The sequence below is a fragment of the Marinifilum sp. JC120 genome, assembly GCA_004923195.1.
Taxonomy (GTDB): domain Bacteria; phylum Desulfobacterota; class Desulfovibrionia; order Desulfovibrionales; family Desulfovibrionaceae; genus Maridesulfovibrio.
The window spans coordinates 140,809-163,835 of sequence record RDSB01000006.1; the positions used below are offsets into that span (position 1 = coordinate 140,809).

The following is a 23,027-nucleotide window of genomic DNA, read 5'->3' on the forward strand; positions in this document are numbered from 1 at the left end:
TAAATATGTCCAATCCCATGGTACTGATGGAAACACCTGAAGGTGAAGTCCTCATTGAACTTTTCGAGAAAGAAGCCCCCAAAACCGTAGCAAACTTTTTGAGCTACGTAGATGACGGTTTTTATGAGGGAACTCTTTTTCACAGAGTTATCAATAATTTCATGATTCAGGGCGGTGGTTTTGACTTCTCCATGAATGAGAAAAAAAACAATGCACCTGTTGAGAACGAAGCTGACAACGGCCTCAAGAACGAACTCGGAACCCTTGCCATGGCCCGCACCATGGACCCCCATTCCGCAACTTCACAGTTCTTTATCAATGTGAAGGACAACGGTTTCCTCGACCATTCCGGCAAGAATCCCCAGGGCTGGGGCTACTGCGTATTCGGTAAGGTTGTCGATGGTATGGAAGCTGTTGAGAAAATCAAGAAAGTAAAGACCGGTTCCTACGGTCCTATGGATGATGTTCCGGTTGATCCCATCAGCATCATTTCCATGAAGCGTTTTGAAGATTAATTGATCAAAACGTATGTGAGCGTTAGTAAAACACCGAAAGGCATTTGCTTTTCGGTGTTTTTTTGTATTTTATTCATGTTATGATACTCTCGGAATAACAGTTTTAAATATATTGTTTTTTTGCTATGTCTGTATTCAAGTGGTGGGAATTGTAATTCCAGAGTAAAAATGATCAGGGGTAAGCATTGGATAATTCAGAATTAACCATCCTCGTTATTGATGATGAGGATTTTGTAAGGGAAACAATCAGCGACTATCTGAGCGACTCCGGCTTCAATATTATTGATGCCGGGGACGGTGAGGAAGGGCTTGAGGTGTTCAGGAAGGAAAAACCTGATGCTGTGCTGGTCGACTTGAATATGCCCAAGGTTGACGGTTTTGAGGTATTGGAAAATGTTTCCTCGGAAAGTCCTGATACGCCCATCATCGTTGTCTCCGGTGCCGGACTCATTCAGGATGCCATCAAGGCTGTTCGGCTGGGAGCATGGGATTTCGTTACCAAGCCTATTGTTGATCTGAATATTCTGGAGCATGCCCTTGGACAGGGGCTTGAACGAGCCTCCTTGATTAAGGAAAATCGCCGCTATAAAGAACATCTTGAAGTCGAAGTAGAGAAAAGGACTGAAGCCCTGCGCAACGAGATTAAGGTCCGGCGCGAGGCTCAGGACGCACTCATGGCTATTCAGGATGAGGTTATTGAAACCCAGAAAGAAGTTATCCTTACCCTTGGCGAAGTTGTGGAAACCCGCTCCAATGAGACCGCCAACCATGTACGCCGTGTTGCTGAACTTTCATACATTCTTGCCCGCCGTTACGGTTTGAGCAAGGAAGAGTCCGATCTGCTGCGCCTTGCCTCACCCATGCATGATGTGGGCAAGATCGGAATTCCCGATACCGTGCTCAACAAGCCCGGACGTTTGACTCCCGAAGAATTTGAACTGATCAAGACTCACACCACCATTGGACACGAAATTTTAAAGCATTCCGAACGCCCTATCATTAAAGCCGCAGCTATTGTGGCTTTTGAACACCATGAATGGTGGAACGGTGAAGGATACCCCCGCAAACTTTCCGGGGATAATATTCATATTTACGGGCGGATCACAGGTATTGTGGATGTTTTTGACGCTTTGGGCAGTGAGCGGGTTTACAAAAAGGCCTGGCCCATTGAGAAGATTCGGGATTATTTTGAAGAAGGTAAGGGTAAGCAGTTTGACCCGCACCTGACCGATCTGTTGTTTGATAATCTTGATGAGATTCTTGAACTGAGACGATCTTTCCCCGACGGTTAATCCTAGCGCAGTTATCCTTCCAGCAGTTTCTCCACCAGTAATGGCTCGGGGTGTTTTTTGTTGCGGGCAAGCCGCAGAGCATCTTTGCGGCATTTGTTGGTGCACACTCCGCAGCCCATGCACTTTTTGGGATCAATGCGCATGCGCTTGTCGCGCAGATTCATGGCCCCGAAGGGGCAGTATTCCATACACTGTCCGCAGCCTATGCATTTGTTCGGTGCCACCACGGCAATGTACCCGGAAGGGATCAGCATGGAACCTTTTCCAATTCCTGCTTCTATGGTTGCGCAGCATCCGGGGCAGCAGTTGCAAATGGCATAGAAGGGACCATATTTACTCTCCGCAAAGCAAACATAATGCACATGACCTTTGGCATTTTTTGTTTCTAGAATTCTTATTGCTTCTTCTTCGCTTATATATCTTGATTTTTCCGGATTATTTTTGACCGTATGGGACGCATGGGGTTCGCCTGCAAATATGCATACTTCCTTTACGGCTGAGGTGTTGTGCTTTGAAGCAGGACAGGGAGATTCAAAAAACGCAATAGGGCTTTTTCCGTGAGGGGACATAATTTCCAGCGCGGAGCTTTTGATCACAATTGCTTTGAGCAGTTTGATCGCTTCATTTGTGGGGATTAGCTTGCCGTTAAATTTTTTAGCAAAGCCGTCCTTGAAATTCAGGATTCGTTTCATGGTTCTCCTTCTTATAGACATAATTATCAGAGCCAGAAAAAATAGTACAGTTTTTCCAGAAGCAACTTCACAATCTACTATGCTTATGCCTATTCTTATTCTGGATGTGATAACATATTCCTGATGAAGTTGAACAGGAGTTGTGAATGGAAATTACAGTACAAAGACACGGGGATACAGTTGTTGTCGGCATGAACGGAAGAATAGACGCTTTCGGGGCCGGGGAACTGGATCGGACCCTTAAAAATATCCTTGCTGATGAGAATCTGGCCTGTGTGGCTTTTGACATGGCGGATGTGCGTTATCTGAGCAGTGCCGGAATTCGCTCCATTGTACGGACCATGAAGATCCTGCATCGCCGTAACGGCGCGCTGGCCTTGTGCGCGATCTGTTCCTACTGCCGCAATGTGCTTGATACCGCTGGAATGACCCGTTCTCTGAATATTTTCCCCTCCCGCAGCGAGGCCATGACTTTCTTGCAATCCGTGCAGTGGGAGCGGCAGGCCCTTGAGAATTGGGAAAGTTTGGAAACAGCTGATTCCCCTATCGGTAAATTCAGGTTCGTACCCGGCGAAAATTCCCCGGCAGACCTGAAGGTGATCGGTTCCGTTGCTGATATTTTTCATTCGCGGGTGGATGAGGCGCGCATATTTTCCCGCCATTTTTCCCAGACTGAATATTCCATCGGTGTGGGCGGACTTGGTGAGGTCCCGGACGATTATATGAAGGTGCTGGGGTCCATGATTACCATCGGCGGGACCATGGCCTGGCTGCCTACGGACGGGCATGATCTTGCTGATTTTCTTGTGCCCCGCAACGATACCGGATCGGTGATGATCCGCACCCCTTTCAATTTGACCCTCTCCGGTGGATTTAATGAATACATTATGTTTGAATCCACAGAAGAGGGCGGGACCACTCTGGACAGGCTCTATCGCGGACTTTTTTTGCTTTCCCGGCGCAGGCGCAGGGATTTCAAGGGCGTTCTCGGAGTAGCTGCATGGATGCAGACCAGTGAGCTTATGGCCGGTACCATGATGCGTTCTCCGGTGCGTGAATTCGCTCCTGAAAACAAGAAGGCCATCACTGATCCGGCCAACAGTGACGAGTGGTTTAAGCGGGATGTGCTGCCGCGTCACCGGGATGTTACCTGCCTGACTTGCGGGGTGGGAGTGGATCTTTCCTGTGACCTCTCCGTTTATGATCAGTCCGGGCTTTATACCGCCTTTTATATTGATCCGGCCACTGCCGGGGATCGCGGCCATATTCTCAACAATCATGCCGCTGTCTTTGAACAAGTCCATATGCCTGAAAAAATGGTCTGCCTTGATAAAATGGTCCGCGATGTTTCTGCTAAAGCCGAGTTCAAGGATATGCGTAAACTGCGCGATAACAGCCGCGTGACCCGTGCTTTTCTGGGAGTGAGCTATATTCGCAAGCTGGCCCGTGACAATGCCGGATGGCAGGGCACTGCTGAGGTCCCGGTCAGCCGGACCATTGCGGAGAAACGTTATCGGGAGGAAGCTGAATTTCCCCTTGTTCCGCAAAAGCGTGAGGCTGAACTTAACAAATTTCAGCGATTCCTCGAGGCCCAGCAGGACAAGCTGGGCGGAAAAGATTGATGATAAAGCACTGTCTGCGGTTCTGCGCTTGCGGTGTGCTGCGAAATGGCTTGCTATTAAATAAGGTCGATCTTTGTGAAGATTCCAGTTGCTTGTGCCTTCCGGTTACGGGTAGATAATAAAAAAGATCAAATGTTCATATTATGATGAATTTCAAGGAGGATATATGTGGTTTCGTTTGATAAGCAGCCTGCTTGCAGTGCTTATTTTGTCCGTGCCGGTTTTTGCCGGGGAGAAAGCGATCAAGATCGGGGTGCTTTATAATCTCACCGGAGGAATGGCTGCCATTGACCGACCCGGACTGCGTGGCATGGAGCTGGCCAAGGATATCATCAATTCCGGCGGTGGAATTATGGGCCGTAAGTTAAACCTCGTGGTTTCCGACTGCCGTTCCGATCTCGATTCTGCGGCAATGGCTTCCGAAGCTCTTGCCGAGCAGGATGATATGGTGGCTGTCATCGGGCTGAACGATACCGATTATGTCATGGCTTCGGCCCCGGCCATCACCGCAAAGGGTACTATCTTTATTACTGCCGGGGCGACCATGCAGAATCTGCCCTACATGTACGGAAAGAATTTTTTTATGACCGCCTTCGGGGACAACATGCAGGCTCGCGCTGTAGCCAAGTTCGCCAAACGCAGGCTGGAAACCTCCCGTTGCTTTGTGGGGACCGATATTTCCAATGAATTTACCAAGACTCTTTCCAAGTATTTCAAGCGTCGTTACCGCAAGTATGGCGGAACTGTTGTGGATGAGATCTGGTACAGTTCCGGTGATGGCAAATATCCTCTACCCAAGGGTGATGATAATAGCCCGGACCTGATTTTTATGTCCTCTATTCCGCCGGATGCGGCCAACTATGTTGCCGCGGCCCGTAAGGCTGGATTTAATCAGCCCATTGTTTCCGGTGACGGATTTGATACTCCGGGGCTGCGTGATATCCCTGCGGAATTTGCCCATGACATCTATTTCGCCACCCATGTGGCCCTTGATAATCCGGACCCAATGGTTCAGGAATTTGTGGATAGTTATGAGCGTATGTTCGGGGTCCGTCCGGAATCCGGTTTTGCCGCCCTCGGCTATGATACGGTCATGCTGCTGGCTCAGGCCATTGAAAAGGCCGGGATAGTTAAATCCGAAGCCGTGCGCGAAGCTCTTTCCAAGACTTCCGGTTTCAAGGGAGTTACCGGGGAATTCTACTATCCTGAAGGGATAAGGGTTCCCATGAAAAGCGTGGATATCGTGAAATACCAGAACGGTACATTTTCCTTTGTGGAGCAAATTTCCCCTAATTAACGCTGCTTTTTCAGGGCAGCAATATGGAGCAGTTTATGGAATTCAGTATTATTACCGAACCGGCGTCCGCTTGGTCTGCGGATGCGGTCATCTTTTTTGCTTTCAAAGATTCTGATGAATATCTTCCCGGCTTTTCTTCATGGATGGCTTCAGATGCCGACTGGGTTGCCGGATCTCCCGCCTTGGGTGATTTTTCCGGGGAACTGGGCAGTTCCGCAGTTATCTACGGCTCCGGCTCATCCGTACAGCGGGTGTTGCTGGTGGGTCTGGGTGAGGAAGAAGAATTCGGAGTGGAAAAATTTCTGCAAGCAGTCAGTTCTGCTTTCCAGAAATGCCGGGAACTGAAATTTCGTACCGTGGGTGCCCCGCTTCCCGCATTTGAAGGGATAGTACTTGAAGACAAGCTTGAACATTTTATGGTTGCCGCCATAGAGGGACTTTATTCCTTTGATGAATTCAAGAGTAAAAAGGATGATAAAAAGGATCTGCCGGAAACAGTGCGTTTTCTGACTGAAGAAGAGCCCCCGGCCCATCTAGCTGAAATGCTCGCTAAAGGACAGGCCGTGGGACAGGGTGTGGGGTATGCCCGTGATCTGGTCAACCTGCCGCCTAACATTGCTACTCCGGTCTACCTCGCTGATGAAGCAAAAAAAATGGCCAAGGAATACGGTTTCAAGTTCAAGGTCATGAAACGTAAGGAAATCATCGACAAGGGTATGGGTGCCTATGCTTCCGTGTTCAAAGGTTCCAGCGACGAGCCTCGGATGATTACCCTTGAGTATTGCCCCAAGGACCGGGAAGGACAGAAGCCGCTGGTGCTGGTAGGTAAGGGTGTGACTTTTGATACCGGAGGAATATCCCTCAAGCCCACCGGATTCATCGAAGATATGAAGTGCGACATGGCCGGGGCTGCGGCTATACTCGGTTTTTTCAGGGCCATCGGAGAAATTAAGCCGGACCTGCCTATTGTGGGACTTCTGCCCTGTGCTGACAATATGCCTGATGCTTCCGCGACCCGTCCGGGAGAAGTTGTAACTTCATTTTCCGGCAAGACCATTGAAATTTTGAATACCGATGCTGAAGGGCGGCTGTTGCTCTGCGATGCATTGGCTTATTCCGCGCAGTTTGAACCTGCGGCAATCATCGACCTCGCCACCCTGACCGGGGGCTGCATTGTGGCCTTCGGCTGGAATGTGGCTGCGGTAATGGACAATTCCCCCATGATGCAGGAGTTGGTCCTTGAGTCAGGTAAGCGGGTAGGGGAACGGTTCTGGCCTATGCCGCTCTGGGATATTTATAAAGAGGAACTTAAGAGTGAAGTGGCCGATCTCAAGAATGTCGGTTCCCGCGAGGGCATGACCATCCATGCCGGAATGTTCCTTAAGGAGTTCGTACCGGAAGACACCCCGTGGGCGCATCTGGATATTGCCGGTCCGGCTTGGCGCAAGAAAAAGTCTCCTGCGGGATCAGCCGGGGGAACCGGATTCGGTGTACGCACGCTGGTTGAGCTTGCGGAGCGGATTGATCTGGAAGATATGTAGGATTATGTTCTCAGCAACATCATTTGACTGGTATTCAATATGCCGGGAGTTCAATACTTTCCGTAGTTGTATGTAATTTAAATCAGTTATGACTGTTTAGGCTTTTTTAAAACTTGCTCTTTTTGCAGAAGTCCTTACCATGTAGACAGGTAAGGGCGTAATCAATATAAGCAATTGTCTTTTAAAAAGGTGCTCAAGTGTCACGTTTATTAACATCTTTTTGGTCCGGAGCTGGACGTGTTTTGGATCTTTACGGGATTAATACCCATATTGATTATATGCGTATTCGTTCTAAGAGAGACAAGCGTTCAGATGATCAAAAGCTTGCTGGTGACATGGAAAAGGTTGCTGGCGATCTACATGCTGTTTTAAACCGTTCCGATTCAGGAAATTCAAATGCCAGAGTCAGATAAAGATAGATCTGATCAGAGCGAAAGTGCTCCTGAAAAGATTTATGTGTCTCCTGAAGTAGAGCCGGAAGTAAAAGAATCAAAGCAAAAAAATGTTTTGGTTTCTCAGCAATATTGTGGGCCTCTTCCTCCACCGCAAATGCTCAAGGATTATGAACAGGTTGTTCCCGGACTAGCTGAATCATTGACTCAGAGTTTTATTAAAGAAGGCGATCATCGTCGGGAGCTTGAGCGGAAAGCCCATGAACTTGACGAGCTTTATGTTCGTGCTTCCATCAAAGATAGTTCTCGTGGTTCTTTTCTTGGATTTATCCTTTGTGCCATGGCTATTGCCGGAGGTGTTTACGCCGCGGTGAGCGGAGCACAGGTTGCAGGAAGTATTATTGGTTTTTCAGGGATGGCAGGACTTGTGGTCGCGTTTAAGAGTGGGATTAAAGTTGCACAGAGTTCTTCTGTAGAGCGGAATGAAATAGGCTCTGATCAATCTGAAGAATAGTTTTTATCTTTTTTAAGTAATCAAGGCCCTTAGAAATACTTTTCTGGGGGCTTTTCTTGGGTAAAATATATTCCCAGTTTTTTGAATTAGGGAGGTATTTTCCTAATTATGGTGCAGTATTTCACCTTGCAGTCCACGCGTATCCATGCAAGCTTCACTTTTTTGCGATGACAAAATCGCAACGGCAAGATCACGTGGTTTATTAAAATTCAAATATTCAAGCTTATAGGAGCACGCACATGGCAAAAGCATCTGCCCGCCATCTTTTGGTTAGTGATGAACAAACCTGTCTGGACCTGAAAAAACAAATTCAAGACGGCGCAGATTTTGGTGAACTGGCAAAAAAACACTCTAGCTGCCCTTCTGGACAGCGCGGCGGAGATCTAGGTGAGTTCCGCCCCGGCCAGATGGTCCCGGAATTTGACACCGTTGTCTTCAATGAAGCAGTTGGTGAAGTTCATGGCCCGGTAAAAACACAGTTCGGTTACCACCTGCTGGAAATCACAAGCCGCGAAGACTAAACAACTATTCACCGTTGTAACTTTAAAGCCCCGACTTAGTGGTATGCCCCCCATTGGGGGGACAAGGTAAGATAGCCCGTTTAGGCTAACGAACCTTCCACCTGATGGGGCTTTTTCTTTTTTGGGTTACACACTTTCCTCAGCAAAAATCTCTTCGATCCGCTCACACGGACATCCCGACCCGAGCAGTAGTTGCAGGAGCAGGGTTGCTTTGAGAGCGGAGAGTCCTCCTGCGATGATTGCTCCTTTCTGCTTTAGGTCTGCGGCTCCTCCGGGATAGGCGTAGATGGGCCAGACTCCTCCTTCTACGCAACGGGTGCAGAGTACTACCGGGATTCCGGCAGCTATGCATTTTTCTACTCCGGGGACTGCTCCGGGAGGGACGTTCCCCGCTCCGAAACCTTCGAGCACAATTCCTTTTGCCCCGCTTTCTATGAGATTTTCCAGAATAGTTGAGTCCATGCCCGGATGGCAGCCCACCAGATGGACCTTGTCAGCCATCGCGTTAACCGGGAAATCCAGCCTTGGTCTGCGTCCTGGTTTAGCTCTAGTCAGGATTACTGATTCTCCGGCGATAAAGCCGATTCTCCCGGTATTTTGCCCGATAAAGGGGTCCACATTCAGGGAGCTGGATTTGATGGCATTCTTGGCGGCGAAAAGTTTGTCAGCCATCTGGATGATGACATCGGTGCCTTCCGGTGGGGGCAGCAGGCAGGTGCGCACTGCGTCTACTAGATTGCGTATGCCGTCGTAACCGGATTCATTGAAATAGCGCATGGCCCCGGTAAGGATGACTGGCTTTGGTGAACGCACGGTCAAGTCCAGCACGTAGGCTGTTTCAGCCATGAGGTCGGTGCCGTGTAGGATGACCGCGCCCAGAACCTGCTCTTCGCTAAGGAAGGCTTCAACATCATGGGCCAGTTTGAGCATTCTATCCGGGCACATGTGCGGGCTGGGAATATCTGACCAGAGTATGGGACGGATTTTGATATCATGCCCGTCCGGGGTGACCTCGTTAAGCAGCTTGGTGAAATTGTCGTCCGGGACAACACCTCCGGCATCGGGCTTTTCGCTCATGCCGATGGTGCCCCCAGTGAAAATGAGGACGACCTCGCCTGAAATATTATTTGAACCCATCTTGCTCTCCGTAAAAATATCGTCTTGAAAAATCTGGTATCTCATGAAGCTTTGAATAGCAATAAATCCGGGTAACGGTGCAACAACAGGATTAATAAAAATTGCATGTTATTATGAACCGGGTGTGGTATGGTAAAACCATGTTTGTGGATTTATTGCTTTGGAGGGTACTTCAAGCGTGGTGGTTTTAGAAGGATATATCATGCCGGGTATCGAGTTTTTGGCTCAGGATTATCCTGGGGTAGTGGTCGGCCTTGATGAGAATAAGCGTATCGTATTCATTGGCGGTAAAGAAGCGGCGGTTGTCTCCGGGCAGCTGACGGCTGGGGAATATCTTGACTCTTCCGCTTCTGTTCCTTTGATGAAGTATCTTGGCAGGTTTGCCGATATGGTTGTGGCGGATGATCCTGAGCTGGTTGGAAGTTTTGAGTCTATTACTGACGCTGGCGTGATTCTATGGAAGGGTCTTTTTCATGATGATTCCGGCAATATTGTTCTCAAAGGACATGTGCATGCTAGCCGCAATGATTTTGATGATTCCGCAGTCGCGGAAACGCAGGGAAAGGATAAAATACTGGCAACCCTTTTAAGCAATCTTCCGGGAATGGCTTATCGCTGTCAAAATGATGTTGACTGGACTATGGATTTTGTCAGCGAAGGCTGCTTTGAGCTGACTGGATATCAGCCGGATTCCTTGGTGGCTAATCGTGATATTTCTTATTCTGATCTTATTCTCCCCCAATATCAGGCTCATGTCTGGGAATGCGTACAAGAAGCTGTTCAGGACCGGGAGCCTTTTGAAATGATCTATAAGATCAGGACTTCTTCCGGTGAGGAAAAATGGGTTTGGGAAAAGGGCGTAGACTCTGGGGGCGAAGGAGGTGGAGTGGTTCTTGAAGGTTTTATCACCGATGTTACCCCACTTATGCTGGCCGAGCAGGCCCTGCACCAGAGTGAAGAGCGTTACAGGCTTATGGCTGAGAAGACCGGACAGATGGTATATGACCTGAATATTGAAACAGGGGAAATCGTCTGGTCGGGAGCGGTTGTAGAAATAACCGGGGTTGAGGAACATGAGTTTCAGTCCGTGAATCTTGAGGGATGGAAAGATAAAATCCATCCTGATGACCGCAGGGCGGTCCTTGAGGAGCTTGAAAAGTGCATTGATGAAGGGCAGCCCTTTGTCTCTGTGTACAGGTTCAGGCGTAAGAACGGTAGTTATCTTTATGTTGAGGATGAAGGCAGTTTCTTGATGAATACGCGTGGAACTCCAGTGCGTATGGTTGGAGTGTTGCGTGATTACTCCCACAAGATGAAAGTTCAGGAACTGATGATCCAGACTGAGAAAATGACAACTGTAGCCAGTCTTTCCGCAGGTATGGCCCATGAGATTAACAACCCTCTGGGTATAGTGACCCAATCGGCTCAAAATATTGAACGCAGGTTGTCTCTGGACCTGCCCGGCAATATTGAAGTAGCGGATAAGATTGGGATTTCTTTGGAATTGATTCGTAAATATCTTGAGGAACGTAAAATTCTGACCATGGTGGAGGAGATCAAGGAAGCCGGAACCCGGGCGGCCAAGGTCATTGTGAATATGCTTAATTTTAGCCGTAAGTCAGGGGATAAAAAGGACTTTTGTTCTATTGACGATATTGTTGAGCGGGCTATGGAAACAGTTGATGCGGAACTATGCACAGAAGAAGGGTGTGATTTTCGCAAGATAAATTTTGTGAAGGATTTTCAGGCGGGATTGCCACATGTGCTTTGCTACTCAAGAGAATTGGAGCAGGTGCTACTCAATCTTATGCGTAATTCCGCACAATCTCTGATTGATGGCGGATGTTCGGAAGACAGTCCCCGCATAGCGATCAGAGCATATTGCAATAATGCCTATCTGACTATCGAAGTTGAGGATAATGGCCCAGGCATGGACAGATTCACCCGTAAGAAGGCTTTTGAACCTTTTTTCAGCACCCGAGCAGAAGGGGGCAGCGGGCTGGGGTTGTCGATGGCTTATTTTGTTATTACCCGTAATCATGGCGGAACCATCAGAATTGATTCCGAACCGGACAAAGGCACCAAATTTACCATCCAGCTGCCTCGGGGTTCGGTTTCGGATATATTTTCTCAGGGACTTGTTTAGCAGGCCGGGAAAGGGAAAGATGACGCCAAAGGGAAGTTTGGCAGAAAAGGGAAAGCCGGGGTAATCTTTAAAAAGATTACCCCGGCTTTAATTTTTAATATGGTAATTCAGCTTACTTCTGGCCTTTGGCTTTGAGCTGCTTACCGCGGGACATATGGCGTTTGGAGGCGGACAGTTCCACCTTACGCAGACGGATTGATTCGGGAGTAACCTCAATCAGCTCATCATCCCTGATGAAGTGCATTGCACGTTCAAGAGTCATGGGACGGATGGGGGTCAGAATTACAGCCTCATCCTTACCGGAAGCACGCATGTTACTGAGCTTTTTCTCTTTGGAAGGGTTAATGTTGATGTCATTATCCCTGTTGTGCTCACCTACAATCATACCTTCGTAGATAGGATCGCCGGGTTCGATAAAAAGTTCGCCGCGCGGTTCAAGGTTGAAGATGGCGTAAGCTACGCCCTTACCTGCGCGGTCAGCAACGAGAGAACCGGTGTAGCGGGAGGGGAAGTCCCCACGGTAAGGTTCGTAACCCGCGAAAAGGGAGTTCATGATTCCGGTACCCTTGGTATCGGTCAGGAATTCATCGCGGTAACCGATGAGCGCGCGTGAAGGTGCGGAAAATTCCATGCGTACACGGCCTTTTCCGTTATTGACCAAGTTGGTCATTTTACCCTTACGGGTGGAAAGTTTTTCAGTGACTACGCCGAGGAAAGCTTCTTCACAATCAATGAAGACCTGTTCCATAGGCTCAAGTTTCTGTCCGCCTTCTTTCTTAAAGATAACTTCAGGACGGCCTACAGAAAGTTCGAATCCTTCGCGGCGCATGGTTTCAATAAGGATAGCAAGCTGGAATTCGCCACGTCCCTTGACGATGAAGCTGTCCTTTTCTTCACTTTCCTCAATTTTTACAGCGACGTTAAGAAGGGTTTCCTTGTGCAGTCTTTCGCGGATTCTGGAAGACTGGACCAGTTTACCTTCAAGGCCTGCCATGGGTGAGGTATTGATGGTGAAGCGCATGGAAACAGTTGGTTCATCAACTGTGATGCGGGGCAGGGCTTTCGGTGCTTCCTTAGTGCAGATGGTGTCGCCGATGGTGATTTCTTCGATGCCGGAAACAACAACAATGTCACCGGGGTTGGCGATATCGGTTTCTACAAAGGTAAGTCCGTCATAGGTCTGAATCTTGGTAAGACGCAGGGATACGTTCTCACCTTGCTCATTAATGCAGGTCAGGGGTTCGTTCTGCTTGGCACTGCCGTGGATGACTTTACCGATAGCCAGACGTCCGAGGTAGTCGGAGTAGCCGAGATCGGAAACCAGCATCTGGAAGGGCTCTGTCTCATTATAAGAAGGACCGGGAACCTGATCAACGACCATATCCATAAGCGGGTGCAGGTTTTCGCCTTTTTCTTCAAGGGTTTCCTGAGCAATACCGTCACGGCCGATAGCGTAGAGCAGGGGAAATTCGAGCTGTTCTTCATTGGCATCAAGGTCGATGAAGAGGTCGTATACTTCGTCAAGTACTTCGTCCGGACGGGCATCCGCACGGTCGATTTTGTTGACTACAACGATAATTTTGAGGCCGGCTTCAAGGGCTTTCTTGAGTACGAAGCGGGTCTGGGGCAGAGGACCTTCAGATGCGTCGACCAACAGGATGGCACCGTCAGCCATGGACAGGGAACGTTCAACTTCGCCACCGAAGTCGGCGTGACCGGGGGTATCAATGATGTTGATCTTGATGCCTTTCCAGTCAACGGCGCAGTTTTTGGCAGCAATGGTGATGCCGCGTTCACGCTCAAGGTCCATGCTGTCCATGAGGCGGTCATCAACTTCCTGACCTTCACGGAACAGCCCGCTCTGTTTAAACATACCGTCAACCAAAGTGGTTTTACCATGGTCAACGTGTGCTATGATAGCTATATTTCTAATTTTTTCGTTTTGGATAAGATTAGTCACGGATTCCTCCGGCGCCGGAGATTTGCCAAAAAAAAATCCCCTGCATGGGGGATGCAGTGCTCAAACGGGGGCAAAATTCTCAGCGGCTGGTTAAAGTAGGGATAAGGAGACGTTAGTTAGGGTATATTAGAGCGGCTGGCAAGAGAAAAAATGGGCTTTCATGTAACATTTTGAAGATTTTTTTGTTTTGCAGCAGGGCTTGTTTTTCAACTGCGGTCCCTGTATCAGTTGCAGCCCGATATGAATTACTTTATGTAGTGTGCATAAATTGAAGGAGCGCATATGCCTGAGAAAGATTTACGAGTGGAACTGTTGTCCATGACTCCCAACGGATTGGAGCTGCTTTATGCCGCATTCCGTCAGTGTTACCATGCCGGATTTGTGGCTGATATGTGGCCCCGGCTTTTGAATGGTGAAGTTGAAAAGGAAAAGCAGGCGGAATTTGTTTCCAAGATTCTTGAGTCCGGCCATGACAGTCCCATTGAGCACGTAAGCTTTACTTTTGCCGTGGAAGGGATTTCCCGGGCCTGTTCCCATCAGATAGTGCGTCATCGTATTGCTTCATATTCCCAGCAGAGTCAGCGTTACGTTGCTGAAAATGACATGGACTACATCATTCCCCCCGCAATTGCCAAGATTCCCGAAGCACGGGAGCGTTTTGAGAAATTTATGGATGAAGTGGGCAGTGCTTATAAAGATCTACGCGAAATACTGGTCGAGGCCGGACGCGAAGCCAAAGCTAACGAGGATGCCCGTTTTGTACTGCCGCAGGCTGCGGAAACCAAGATTGTTATAACTATGAATTGCCGTTCCCTCATGCACTTCTTTAATCTGCGCTGCTGTCAGCGTGCTCAGTGGGAAGTCCGTAAGATGGCCGATAAGATGCTTAATATCTGTAAGGAAGAGTTTCCGGCAATTTTTCGCCATGGCGGAGCTAGCTGTGAGCAACTGGGGTACTGTCCTGAAGCAGACAGGTTCGCCTGTGGTCGATATCCGACCTTGAAGCAGCTCACTAAAAGTGAGTGAGTCACTACATTATATAATATATCCACGTAGAGCCCTTGTTTAGAGTGTTTTTCTAAATTTAGATTCAGCAGTTTTTGCTTTAAGCCCGTCCATAATTTGGGGACGGGCTTTTTTTTATTCTGAATTCGTCTGAAATCGGGTGAAATTGGCTAAAACCGGGATAAATGCGCAAAAATCAGACGTAAACAGTGTCAGGGGGCTTTTTGAGGAGGGGCGGTAGATTTTTAGGTGCTGAAAATAAGCAATTAGTGAGCAACTGCTGATTCGGCTGAAAGTTCTTTTTTTCACGACATGCATAAGTTTGTCCGTGTATATGCTTATATTCCCAGTAACTTTATTGCGGCAGGAGGGCTAGGTCTTTTGGGTTTGATTGTTTGATCAATCATTGAACTTTTTCCGGTTCTCCTGTCAGTAACTGCTGGAGATGGAAATCCTTTATTCATGGGGGTTGAGTGGTGTCAAGTTATAAAAAAATGTGTTATTTTGGGGTGTTGGTTGTTGTTCTAAAGTTGAGTGCTCCTGAACCCTTTAGTTTACAGGGTTTAGCGGTAGGTAGTATCGGTGATGATATTTATAAACACTTGATGTTTTTTTTGTTATTTTTGGGAAATTTATTAAAATTAGATGTTTACGTTCTTTTTGTTGTTCAAAGTTTAAAAAGTTCATATTTAAAATAATGAGTAAGAAGAAATGCAACAATGAGGGAAAAGAGGAAATTGTACAGAATATGGAGTTTTTTTTGATTTTTGCTGTGGAAAAAGTTTTCCACAGCTGTGGAAAAAGATATTGATAACAGTGGTCATGCTTGTAATTACGGCCTTTAACGAGTTTTTTGTCCATTTTACATAATTGCTTGTCTTAGAGGAAAAAGCTTTAAAAACAATAGCTTAAGTTGTAGATAACAATCCAGCGGTCATTGGAGGTGTACAGCTTTATCAAGAGTTGATGGCAACACTCTCTTTGGCTTAGTTAACCCAACATGATGAGAGACAGCTGGAATAAAATTCTAAAATTTCTTGAGAAGGGACTGAACCCCGGTCTGTACAAAGTATGGATCAAGCCCTTGAAAGCCGAGGTCAGCAGCAATACAATTAAATTGTATGCTCCTAATGACTTTGTGGCAGCCTGGGTAAGGGACCGTCTCATGGACAACATCAAAGAAGCTGGCGAGCAGGTTCTCGGCACCAGCCCCAAGGTGGAGATTGGGGTTAGGAAGTCCGTAGAGAAGCCCGCGGTCAAGGCTAAACCAAGACCTGCGGCAGTTCGTCCGGTACAGACAAGCATGGGACTTCCCATGATGTCTTCCGCGGTGGTTAATACTCGTTTTCCCCGTTGGCGTTTTTCTTTTGACGATTTCATAATCGGTGAGTCCAACAGACTTGCCTGCGCCGCGTCCAGAAGTCTCTGTGATAACTCCCTGCCCGGAGATCAACTCTTCATGAGTTCTGCTCCCGGTCTAGGAAAGACTCATCTGCTGCATTCAATAGGTCAAAACCTTTGTGCTTCCAGCAATAAGAAGCACATTTCTATTGCCTGTCTTACAGCGGAAGAGTTTGCAAACAGAATGGTTCTGGCTCTTAAAGCCGGTGAAATTTCCCGTTTCAAATCCGAATTCAGGGACAATGTGGATTGCCTGCTTCTGGAAGATATTCATTTCTTTCAGGGTAAGCAAAAGATGCAGGACGAGATTCTGGAAACCCTGAAGAGCCTGCAATTGCGTGGTTCCAAAGTGGTTATGACCAGTTCCTTCCTGCCCCGCGAACTGGAGAAGGTCGATCAGCAGTTGGTTTCCCGTTTTAGTTCGGGACTGCTGGCACTTATTTCCACTCCTGATTTCGAGACCAGAAAGAGAATAGTTGAAAGCAAGGCCACACGACTTGGAACCCAGGTTCCGAATTCAATTTCTGAACTCTTGGCGGACCGTATTACCACAGATGTAAGACAGCTTGAAAGCTGCTTGCAGAACCTAGTGCTCAAGGCAAGACTGCTCAACCGTGATGTTTCGCAGGAACTGGCCTGGCAGGTATTGGAAAATTATTCCATTGCCAAGGCCGCGCCCAGCTATGATTCCATTGTGGATCATATCTGCCGTTCCTACGAACTTTCACCTGAACAGTTGCGCTCTAAAAGCCGTAAACGCCAGATTGTACTGGCCAGAAACACCGCTTTCTTCCTCGCCCGCAAACATACCGAACTTTCCCTCAAGGATATCGGGACCAGACTGGGCCGCAGACATTCTACCGTAATCAAAGGTATCACTAATATAGAACGTGAAATTTCCCTGCAAACTCCTCTTGGAAGGCAGTTGCAGGATACAATGGACCGTCTGACTCCTTAGTCAGACAGCCTATTAAGAACCATTTGCGCATCTGATATTTTCTAGGCCGTCTGCCAAGTTAACTGGTAGATATTTTCTTTTGTGTAGGATGGTTAGCGTTTTTAAATTTCCGAAAAAGAGTGACAGCATAAAGCTGTTTGCTCTTTTTCGGGTTTGAGGATATTCCTTGCAACCGGTTCGTAGATGTCTTTGGACGGCCTTTTGGGGGCCTTAATTGCAGAGGTAGGAAATGAATTCCAATGTATGGAGCTCCATAAAGAAGAAGCTTCTTGTGCGCATCAACCCTGTGTTGGTCAGGGTTTGGGTCGAGCCGTTGTCTGCACGCTATGAAGATGGCGTGGTTCAACTGATCGCTCCTAACGAGTTCGTAATGAAATGGGTGCAGGAGCATCTTCTTGATCGTATTCAGGATGCAGCACAGGAAGTGCTTGAGACCAAGGTCGGGGTAACCATTGATTTGGAAAGCGGTAGGGCGGAGAGTTCTCGGGAGTTCATTTCCGATGTGACTGCCTATTATGCCGCTGAGGACATTCTGAGCAGCATCAACAGGCTGACCGGAATTGTACGCAGTGTAAAGCCGGTGGATTTCAGTGAAACTGATCTCGAAGCCGAAGCCGCTGAGGTTACTCAGGAGTTGGAAGTACAGACATTTGATTCCATTCTTGATGCTGTGCTGGAAGCTTTTGCGGTTTCCTTCCGTGAATTGATGCAGCAGGAAAACGAACATGCTGTATTGGCTCGTCGGGCTCTTTATTACCTCTGCTTCCGCTATGGCATTCCTGCCGAGGAAGTGGCTTTGAACATGGACTGCACGGTTTCCGAAGTTCGTGAGGGCGCAAAGGTGCTCGAAGGCGAAATTTCCGATGCAATTGATAATGGCGAAGACCTCGACGAACTCCTCCTGAGGATCTTCCAGAAATAACAAATTTTTTTTATAAGTGAATAATCAAAACGGCAGCCCGCGAGGACTGCCGTTTTTTTATGCAAAGCTTATTAAAAGGTTTTGGGATTCTTAAACCCTTTTGCAAAAGGGTTTGAGGCTTCCGGCAGGGCCGCCGGAGGCATCACAATCCTGTTTTCAATACAATATCAGTAATGGGACCGCGCGAGCGTTCGCCTTTGAGGACCATGTGCGCGTATTCTTTGTTGTTGCGCAGTTTTTTGACCACCCAGTTCAGACCGTTGTTGCTTTCGTTGAGATAAGGGTTGTCCACCTGTCGGGTATCACCAAGGCAGATGCATTTTACCCCTTCGCCCATGCGGGTAAGCAGCGAACGAACCTCGGAACGGGACATGTTCTGCATTTCATCAATGATGACCACGCAGTTCTCAAGGTTCATACCCCTAATATAGGCAATGGGCAGGATTTCGAATTTCTTCTGATTGAAGCGGAATTTGTCGGAATCCGTATCCATGAAAATGCGGTTGGCCGGACGCTGTTCATGTAGCTTCACGGTCAGATCGCGCACGTAACGTACATACGGCAGCATCTTTTCTTCCACTGTTCCGGGCAGGAAGCCCATCTTGGCCCCGATTTCCCAGATGGGTTTGACCAGATAGACCTTATCAAAGGGATTATCCTTCTTTTCCAGCGCAAGATAAAGGGCGGAAGCCAGAGCCAGAAAGGTTTTCCCGTACCCGGCTTCGGACTGGACTGAGACAAGGTTGATTTCGTTGTTAAGCATCAATTCAAGGGCGAGGTTCTGGTAGATATTGCGAGGCTTCACGCCCCAGACTTCGTGGGTGTAGGAAATGGTCTTGTTTTCCTTGTTGCCGTAAAAGACCGGATTGCCATTTTCCCAGCGGAAACTATTCACGTAGGGAGTTTGCCCTTCATCCACAAATCCGGTGTACATCTGGGAATCAGATCGGAACGGATCAGAATCTTTGTATTCTTCGCAAGTTAAATTGTAGATTCCCGCTTTGATTTGCAGGATTCGGTCATTGGTGACCAGTATAGGGGATTCGATGGCGGCGTTAAGGGTTTCTTTGAGGATGCGGTCATCCGGGGTTAGATCACCAAGGTTTTCCGCAAACTCAGGGGAGAGAATGCTGATTTTGTCATCCCCGAGGATTGTACGTACAGCCTGAGAGACAATATGTCCGATGCGCGGGTCCCGCTTGAGTTTGTCCAGTTCGGTAATGACAGTGTAGGGAAGGTGGACTTTGTTTTCCTCTCCGTTACGAAGGGCAGTGATACATTTGGGATTTTCAATGAGTACGTTGGTGTCCAAAACGAAGTTCTTCTGTCCCATAAATCCTCCTCTTTTCCGGTTGTCCAAAAGAGAAAAGGCGACCCGCAAAAGGACGCCTAGGCTATGAAAATAGATTCGTGATGTTCTGGTGTATGCAGGGCTGCCCTGTGTGATTTTTTCTCATGATTTCAACGTACAACATCATGAGGTGTTTGGGGAAGCTAAATCTGTTCCGTTTGAGTTAAGGTTTTGTGACAGTACTATTGGCAGTGTGGATTTATTCTAGACTTGTTTGGATTTATCTCCGCCGATGATCATGCTGAATTCTTCGTTATTCATGCCGTTGAACAGATGTCCGTATTTGGCCACAGCTTCGTAGGGATTCTTTTCGTATGCTTTGGCAAATTCGAGATATTCTTCCGCGGCTTCGACAAGACTGTTCAGTCCGCTGATCCCACGAAAATCGTTGGCAAGGTCCGGGTTGTCCTGAAACAGCTGTTCAATTTTTTCTTTTTGCGGATGGTCGCCTTGTACTCGTACATTTCCCGAACTGTCAGTAGTCAGTTCCACCGGGGGATCTGTGCTGATGTCGTTTTCCAGAAATAGAATGTCTACTTTGTCCTGAAATTTTTTGGTGCTTGTTTCAAGACCTGTTTTAAGATCATCAAGTGATATGGATTTACCCGGAGTGTAAGGTATATTTAGGTCTGAGAAAAAACTGTCGATTGAAGCAAGCTGTTTGGCGGAATCGGATATTGTGACTTTATCCCCTGATATGCGTTCCTGCTGGGTTACTTGTTCTTTGGCGCGAGACTGCTGTGTTTCAGTGACAGACTGAGTCCCATATGCGGATTGCACTGAATTGATCATGATCGGCTCCATGGATTTTGTGGGAAAGTTTTTCCTGAGCCGAATTTATGCAGTAATTATGCCTGAAATAACAAATCAGAACCTGATTACCTGCACGATACTTTGAGAAGCCACTTCCCCACAGTCTGCGGGAAGAATGATTATGCCGTTGCTTATACTCATAACCTTGCGTGGTGAAAGGGATTTTGAGAGCAACGGGTCGGCGAAAATTTTTCCATTATCTTCGTAAATGCGGCAGGGGCGTAGTTTTTCCCGGTCTCGCCCGCCTTTCAATGTTTCGGTAAGAATTGCCGGGCTGGTGGCGGAAGTAACCGCTCTGGCCTGCAACATATTGATGACCGGATTGATGATGGTATGAAAGGCAAGATTCACGGCATTGGGCGGTCCGGGCAGTCCGATGACAATGGAATTGCCCAGTCTGCATGCAAAGACAGATTTTGCCGGATGCATGGACAGTCCTTTGAAAATCGGCTTTCCCCCGGTCTGCTGGATGGAATTGAATACAAAATCGCGGTTGCCGGGACCTGTGCCCCCGGTAGTGACGATGAGGCCGCAGTCACTGTTGGCCTGCACTGTTTCGGAAATGGCTTCCGGTGAATTGGCGCATGGTGCAATGCGGATATCGCGTACTCCGTAGCGGCTGCACAGTGATTTCATAAGAATAAGGTTGTCGGCCGGGATTAAGCCGCACTCAGTTTCTTCAGCCGGGTCGCAGAGTTCATTGCCCACGGCCAGCACAGCCACTTTCGGTAGCGGGTAGATTGAGACGGAGCGGATACCGGCATAAGCCAGCAGAGCTGCTTCACAGGGCGAAATAACAGTGCCTGAACTTACGATGGTCTCGCCTTTTAGAATATCTGATCCTGTCCGGCGGATGAAATTTCCCTCGCGGACCGGGGAGCTGATGCTGATGGAACATTCATCTACCTGAACGTCTTCAAAGGGGATAACCGCGTCCGTGCCTTCAGGGATAATACCCCCAGTGAGCACGCGCACAGCCTGTCCAGAGCTGTTCTCTTCCGGTACTGGACAGGAAGGGCGTACTTCCCCGGAAAAATGCATCATAACCGGATTCTCAGGGCAGGCAGTATTTGTTCCGGCACTGGGCAGGGCAAATCCGTCCATGGCCGAGCGGTCGTGTTCGGGTAGGGAGATACCTGATTCAATGGTCTGAGCTGCCACCAGTCCGGAGCAGTCCGTTACCGGGACAGATTTGCTTTTCGGCAGAGTAACGGTTTTGCGGATGAGTTTCAGGGCCGCGCTGCGCGGGATGGATTGCGGAAAATTGTCCTGCTCGTTGTCCTGTGTGTTTTCAGGCTCATTCAGGTCTTTACATATTCTGCTGAGTTCATCGGGCGTATTAATATTGATGAAAGTTGTCAGGCCCTGATCCTTTTTCGCCAGCAAGTCCGTATCCACGGTTTTCACTTTTACCTGCGGAAAAAAGCGGATGATCTGAAAGATGTTCTTTTTCAGGTTTTGTTCGATAAAAGGCAGGCAGCGTTTGGAATAAACAGCGCAGAGCGGTTCGTAGAATCCGTCCGGGTGGATGGGAATGACCACATCGTCTTCCGGTTCAACCCGGCTGGTCAGTTCTGTGATCAGTTCCCGGTTCAGGAACGGGGAATCGCAGGCGGTGATGAACACGTGATCGGTCTGCGCATGAAAGAGGGCGGAGTGGATTCCGGTCAAAGAACTGCGTGATTCAAAAAGGTCGCCCACCAGCCGCACATCAAGGTCCGGGTGGTTTTCCGGGCTGCGGGTGATGACAAATGTTTCCGCAAAAAGTCCTTTAATGGAGCGGATAATCCTGCTGACCAGTTTTTCGCCGGAAATTTCAAGGCATGATTTGTCTTTTCTGCCCATGCGGCGGCCTTCGCCACCTGCCAGGATGGCTGCACTGATGTTCGATTTGTCCTTCTTTCCGCTCATGGCTTTTATATCGCACAAAAGGTCCTTCAGTTCCATAACCTTTTTATTATGCTGAAAAAAGCTTGATGGAGTGATGCGCACAATATCAAAACTATTTACAACATCCCCCTTGCCCTTGTACTTAAGCGGTCAGAAAGTAAAGTCACTTGGCGGATGTCTTCACTTAAGTAATCTGAAATGGAGTTTTTATGTCCTGTAAGAAATTAAAGATGATTTGTTTTTCCCCCACCCGGACCACCCGCCGTATTCTGGATGCCATTGTCGAAGGCGTTGGAGCAGAGCAGGCGGAAGTGATTGATATGACCCGCACCGCCAATGTGCCTGAGTCTTGCGACTGTGCTGATGATGATCTGGTGATAATCGGCGGTCCGGTCTACAGCGGACGCATTCCGCATACTGCCGTGGAACGTTTCAGCGCGCTGAAGTCCTGTGGTACTCCTGCGGTTCCCGTAGTTGTTTACGGTAACCGCGCTTACGAAGATGCACTCATCGAGCTTAGTGATATTGCCACTGAGGCTGGATTCAAGACCGTTGCAGGTGCTGCTTTCATCGGCGAACATTCTTTTTCCACCGAGAAGACCCCCATTGCGGTCAGCCGTCCTGATGAAGATGATTTGAGCAAGGCCCGCGAGTTTGGTAAGTTTCTTGCCGCTAAACTTGCTGACGGTATTCTTGCTGATGTAAGTGTAGAAGTGCCCGGTGATCGTCCTTACAAAGATCGTTCGCCCAAGGCTTCCGCTTCGCCCATTTCCAATGATGACTGCCAGCTTTGCGGAGCCTGTGAAAGGGTTTGTCCCACAGCGGCGATTTCCGTTGGTTCTTTAGTTGAAACCGACCCGGACAAGTGTATTTTCTGCTGTGCTTGCGTTAAGGTCTGTGCCGTAGAGGCGCGCAAGATGGAAATTCCCAAGATCCTGGAAGTCTCGCAGTGGTTGGCTGATAATTTCAGCGTTCGTCGTGAGCCTGAGATTTTTGTGTAGTTGATGCTATTTAGGCCTCCGGCGGTCCTGCGGAGCTTTGTTTTGATGCGCTATCGC

18 protein-coding genes are annotated in these 23,027 nt (G+C 48.2%); 12 read left to right on the plus strand and 6 right to left on the minus strand.

Going from position 1 to position 23,027, the window contains the following annotated elements:
* Positions 1-5 precede the first annotated feature (5 nt).
* Together D0S45_08065 and D0S45_08070 are read left to right on the plus strand one after the other, a co-directional pair.
* Complete coding sequence (locus D0S45_08065; GenBank protein ID TIH17107.1) at positions 6-515, plus strand: peptidyl-prolyl cis-trans isomerase; 510 nt, start codon at positions 6-8, stop codon at positions 513-515.
* 185 nt (positions 516-700) lie between these two features.
* Positions 701-1,807 carry a response regulator gene (locus D0S45_08070; GenBank protein ID TIH17108.1) on the plus strand — a complete coding sequence of 369 codons (1,107 nt, stop codon included), beginning with the start codon at positions 701-703 and terminating at the stop codon, positions 1,805-1,807.
* Between the two features lie 11 nt (positions 1,808-1,818).
* Here D0S45_08070 and D0S45_08075 read toward each other — a convergent pair whose 3' ends face one another.
* Positions 1,819-2,520, minus strand: a complete 702-nt coding sequence (locus D0S45_08075) for a 4Fe-4S dicluster domain-containing protein (GenBank protein ID TIH17109.1) — start codon at positions 2,518-2,520, stop codon at positions 1,819-1,821.
* Between the two features lie 125 nt (positions 2,521-2,645).
* On the opposite strand from D0S45_08075, the gene D0S45_08080 reads away from it, so the two are divergent.
* From D0S45_08080 to D0S45_08100, 5 genes are all read left to right on the plus strand, one after another.
* Positions 2,646-4,121 (plus strand): anti-sigma factor antagonist, encoded by a 1,476-nt coding sequence (locus D0S45_08080; protein ID TIH17110.1) that lies wholly within the window; start codon positions 2,646-2,648, stop codon positions 4,119-4,121.
* Between the two features lie 166 nt (positions 4,122-4,287).
* Entirely contained in the window at positions 4,288-5,418 is a 1,131-nt protein-coding gene (locus D0S45_08085) for an ABC transporter substrate-binding protein (protein ID TIH17111.1), read from the plus strand.
* A 35-nt stretch (positions 5,419-5,453) separates the two neighbouring features.
* Positions 5,454-6,959, plus strand: a complete 1,506-nt coding sequence (locus tag D0S45_08090) for a leucyl aminopeptidase (GenBank protein TIH17112.1) — start codon at positions 5,454-5,456, stop codon at positions 6,957-6,959.
* Positions 6,960-7,355: 396 nt separating this feature from the next.
* The gene (locus D0S45_08095; GenBank protein TIH17113.1) at positions 7,356-7,865 is read left to right on the plus strand and encodes a DUF2335 domain-containing protein; all 510 of its coding nucleotides are present in this window, start codon (positions 7,356-7,358) and stop codon (positions 7,863-7,865) included.
* Positions 7,866-8,104: 239 nt separating this feature from the next.
* The gene (locus D0S45_08100) at positions 8,105-8,386 is read left to right on the plus strand and encodes a peptidylprolyl isomerase (protein ID TIH17114.1); all 282 of its coding nucleotides are present in this window, start codon (positions 8,105-8,107) and stop codon (positions 8,384-8,386) included.
* A gap of 126 nt (positions 8,387-8,512) precedes the next feature.
* Here D0S45_08100 and D0S45_08105 read toward each other — a convergent pair whose 3' ends face one another.
* Complete coding sequence (locus tag D0S45_08105) at positions 8,513-9,523, minus strand: asparaginase (protein ID TIH17115.1); 1,011 nt, start codon at positions 9,521-9,523, stop codon at positions 8,513-8,515.
* 202 nt (positions 9,524-9,725) lie between these two features.
* On the opposite strand from D0S45_08105, the gene D0S45_08110 reads away from it, so the two are divergent.
* The gene (locus tag D0S45_08110) at positions 9,726-11,669 is read left to right on the plus strand and encodes a PAS domain S-box protein (protein ID TIH17116.1); all 1,944 of its coding nucleotides are present in this window, start codon (positions 9,726-9,728) and stop codon (positions 11,667-11,669) included.
* 112 nt (positions 11,670-11,781) lie between these two features.
* Here the strand turns inward: D0S45_08110 and typA are convergent, their stop codons facing one another.
* A complete protein-coding gene (typA, locus tag D0S45_08115; GenBank protein ID TIH17117.1) occupies positions 11,782-13,629 on the minus strand; it encodes a translational GTPase TypA in 1,848 nt (615 codons plus the stop codon).
* Between the two features lie 282 nt (positions 13,630-13,911).
* Between typA and D0S45_08120 the strand changes: the two genes are divergently transcribed.
* The 3 genes from D0S45_08120 (at position 13,912) to D0S45_08130 (ending at position 17,915) form a co-directional block, all read left to right on the plus strand.
* On the plus strand, positions 13,912-14,655 hold the full coding sequence (locus D0S45_08120) for an FAD-dependent thymidylate synthase (GenBank protein ID TIH17118.1): 744 nt from the start codon (positions 13,912-13,914) through the stop codon (positions 14,653-14,655).
* A gap of 979 nt (positions 14,656-15,634) precedes the next feature.
* Positions 15,635-16,993 carry a chromosomal replication initiator protein DnaA gene (gene dnaA / locus D0S45_08125; GenBank protein TIH17119.1) on the plus strand — a complete coding sequence of 453 codons (1,359 nt, stop codon included), beginning with the start codon at positions 15,635-15,637 and terminating at the stop codon, positions 16,991-16,993.
* A 229-nt stretch (positions 16,994-17,222) separates the two neighbouring features.
* Entirely contained in the window at positions 17,223-17,915 is a 693-nt protein-coding gene (locus tag D0S45_08130) for a hypothetical protein (protein ID TIH17120.1), read from the plus strand.
* Between the two features lie 142 nt (positions 17,916-18,057).
* Here the strand turns inward: D0S45_08130 and D0S45_08135 are convergent, their stop codons facing one another.
* The 3 genes from D0S45_08135 to D0S45_08145 form a co-directional block, all read right to left on the minus strand.
* Positions 18,058-19,248, minus strand: coding sequence for a phosphate starvation-inducible protein PhoH (locus tag D0S45_08135; protein TIH17121.1), 1,191 nt, complete (start codon positions 19,246-19,248; stop codon positions 18,058-18,060).
* Between the two features lie 222 nt (positions 19,249-19,470).
* A complete protein-coding gene (locus D0S45_08140; GenBank protein ID TIH17122.1) occupies positions 19,471-20,058 on the minus strand; it encodes a hypothetical protein in 588 nt (195 codons plus the stop codon).
* A gap of 75 nt (positions 20,059-20,133) precedes the next feature.
* A complete protein-coding gene (locus tag D0S45_08145; GenBank protein ID TIH17123.1) occupies positions 20,134-22,071 on the minus strand; it encodes a hypothetical protein in 1,938 nt (645 codons plus the stop codon).
* A gap of 107 nt (positions 22,072-22,178) precedes the next feature.
* Between D0S45_08145 and D0S45_08150 the strand changes: the two genes are divergently transcribed.
* Positions 22,179-22,970, plus strand: coding sequence for a 4Fe-4S dicluster domain-containing protein (locus tag D0S45_08150; protein ID TIH17124.1), 792 nt, complete (start codon positions 22,179-22,181; stop codon positions 22,968-22,970).
* Positions 22,971-23,027 lie beyond the last annotated feature (57 nt).

What these genes read in the sequence shown, in the direction of transcription:
- D0S45_08065 (TIH17107.1), top strand. Translation starts at nt 6, where the DNA reads ATGTCCAATCCCATGGTACTGATGGAAACACCTGAAGGTGAAGTCCTC.
- D0S45_08075 (TIH17109.1), bottom strand. Translation starts at nt 2,520, where the DNA reads ATGTCTATAAGAAGGAGAACCATGAAACGAATCCTGAATTTCAAGGAC.
- D0S45_08080 (TIH17110.1), top strand. Translation starts at nt 2,646, where the DNA reads ATGGAAATTACAGTACAAAGACACGGGGATACAGTTGTTGTCGGCATG.
- D0S45_08085 (TIH17111.1), top strand. Translation starts at nt 4,288, where the DNA reads ATGTGGTTTCGTTTGATAAGCAGCCTGCTTGCAGTGCTTATTTTGTCC.
- D0S45_08090 (TIH17112.1), top strand. Translation starts at nt 5,454, where the DNA reads ATGGAATTCAGTATTATTACCGAACCGGCGTCCGCTTGGTCTGCGGAT.
- D0S45_08095 (TIH17113.1), top strand. Translation starts at nt 7,356, where the DNA reads ATGCCAGAGTCAGATAAAGATAGATCTGATCAGAGCGAAAGTGCTCCT.
- D0S45_08100 (TIH17114.1), top strand. Translation starts at nt 8,105, where the DNA reads ATGGCAAAAGCATCTGCCCGCCATCTTTTGGTTAGTGATGAACAAACC.
- D0S45_08105 (TIH17115.1), bottom strand. Translation starts at nt 9,523, where the DNA reads ATGGGTTCAAATAATATTTCAGGCGAGGTCGTCCTCATTTTCACTGGG.
- D0S45_08110 (TIH17116.1), top strand. Translation starts at nt 9,726, where the DNA reads ATGCCGGGTATCGAGTTTTTGGCTCAGGATTATCCTGGGGTAGTGGTC.
- D0S45_08120 (TIH17118.1), top strand. Translation starts at nt 13,912, where the DNA reads ATGCCTGAGAAAGATTTACGAGTGGAACTGTTGTCCATGACTCCCAAC.
- dnaA (TIH17119.1), top strand. Translation starts at nt 15,635, where the DNA reads ATGATGAGAGACAGCTGGAATAAAATTCTAAAATTTCTTGAGAAGGGA.
- D0S45_08130 (TIH17120.1), top strand. Translation starts at nt 17,223, where the DNA reads ATGAATTCCAATGTATGGAGCTCCATAAAGAAGAAGCTTCTTGTGCGC.
- D0S45_08135 (TIH17121.1), bottom strand. Translation starts at nt 19,248, where the DNA reads ATGGGACAGAAGAACTTCGTTTTGGACACCAACGTACTCATTGAAAAT.
- D0S45_08140 (TIH17122.1), bottom strand. Translation starts at nt 20,058, where the DNA reads ATGATCAATTCAGTGCAATCCGCATATGGGACTCAGTCTGTCACTGAA.
- D0S45_08150 (TIH17124.1), top strand. Translation starts at nt 22,179, where the DNA reads ATGTCCTGTAAGAAATTAAAGATGATTTGTTTTTCCCCCACCCGGACC.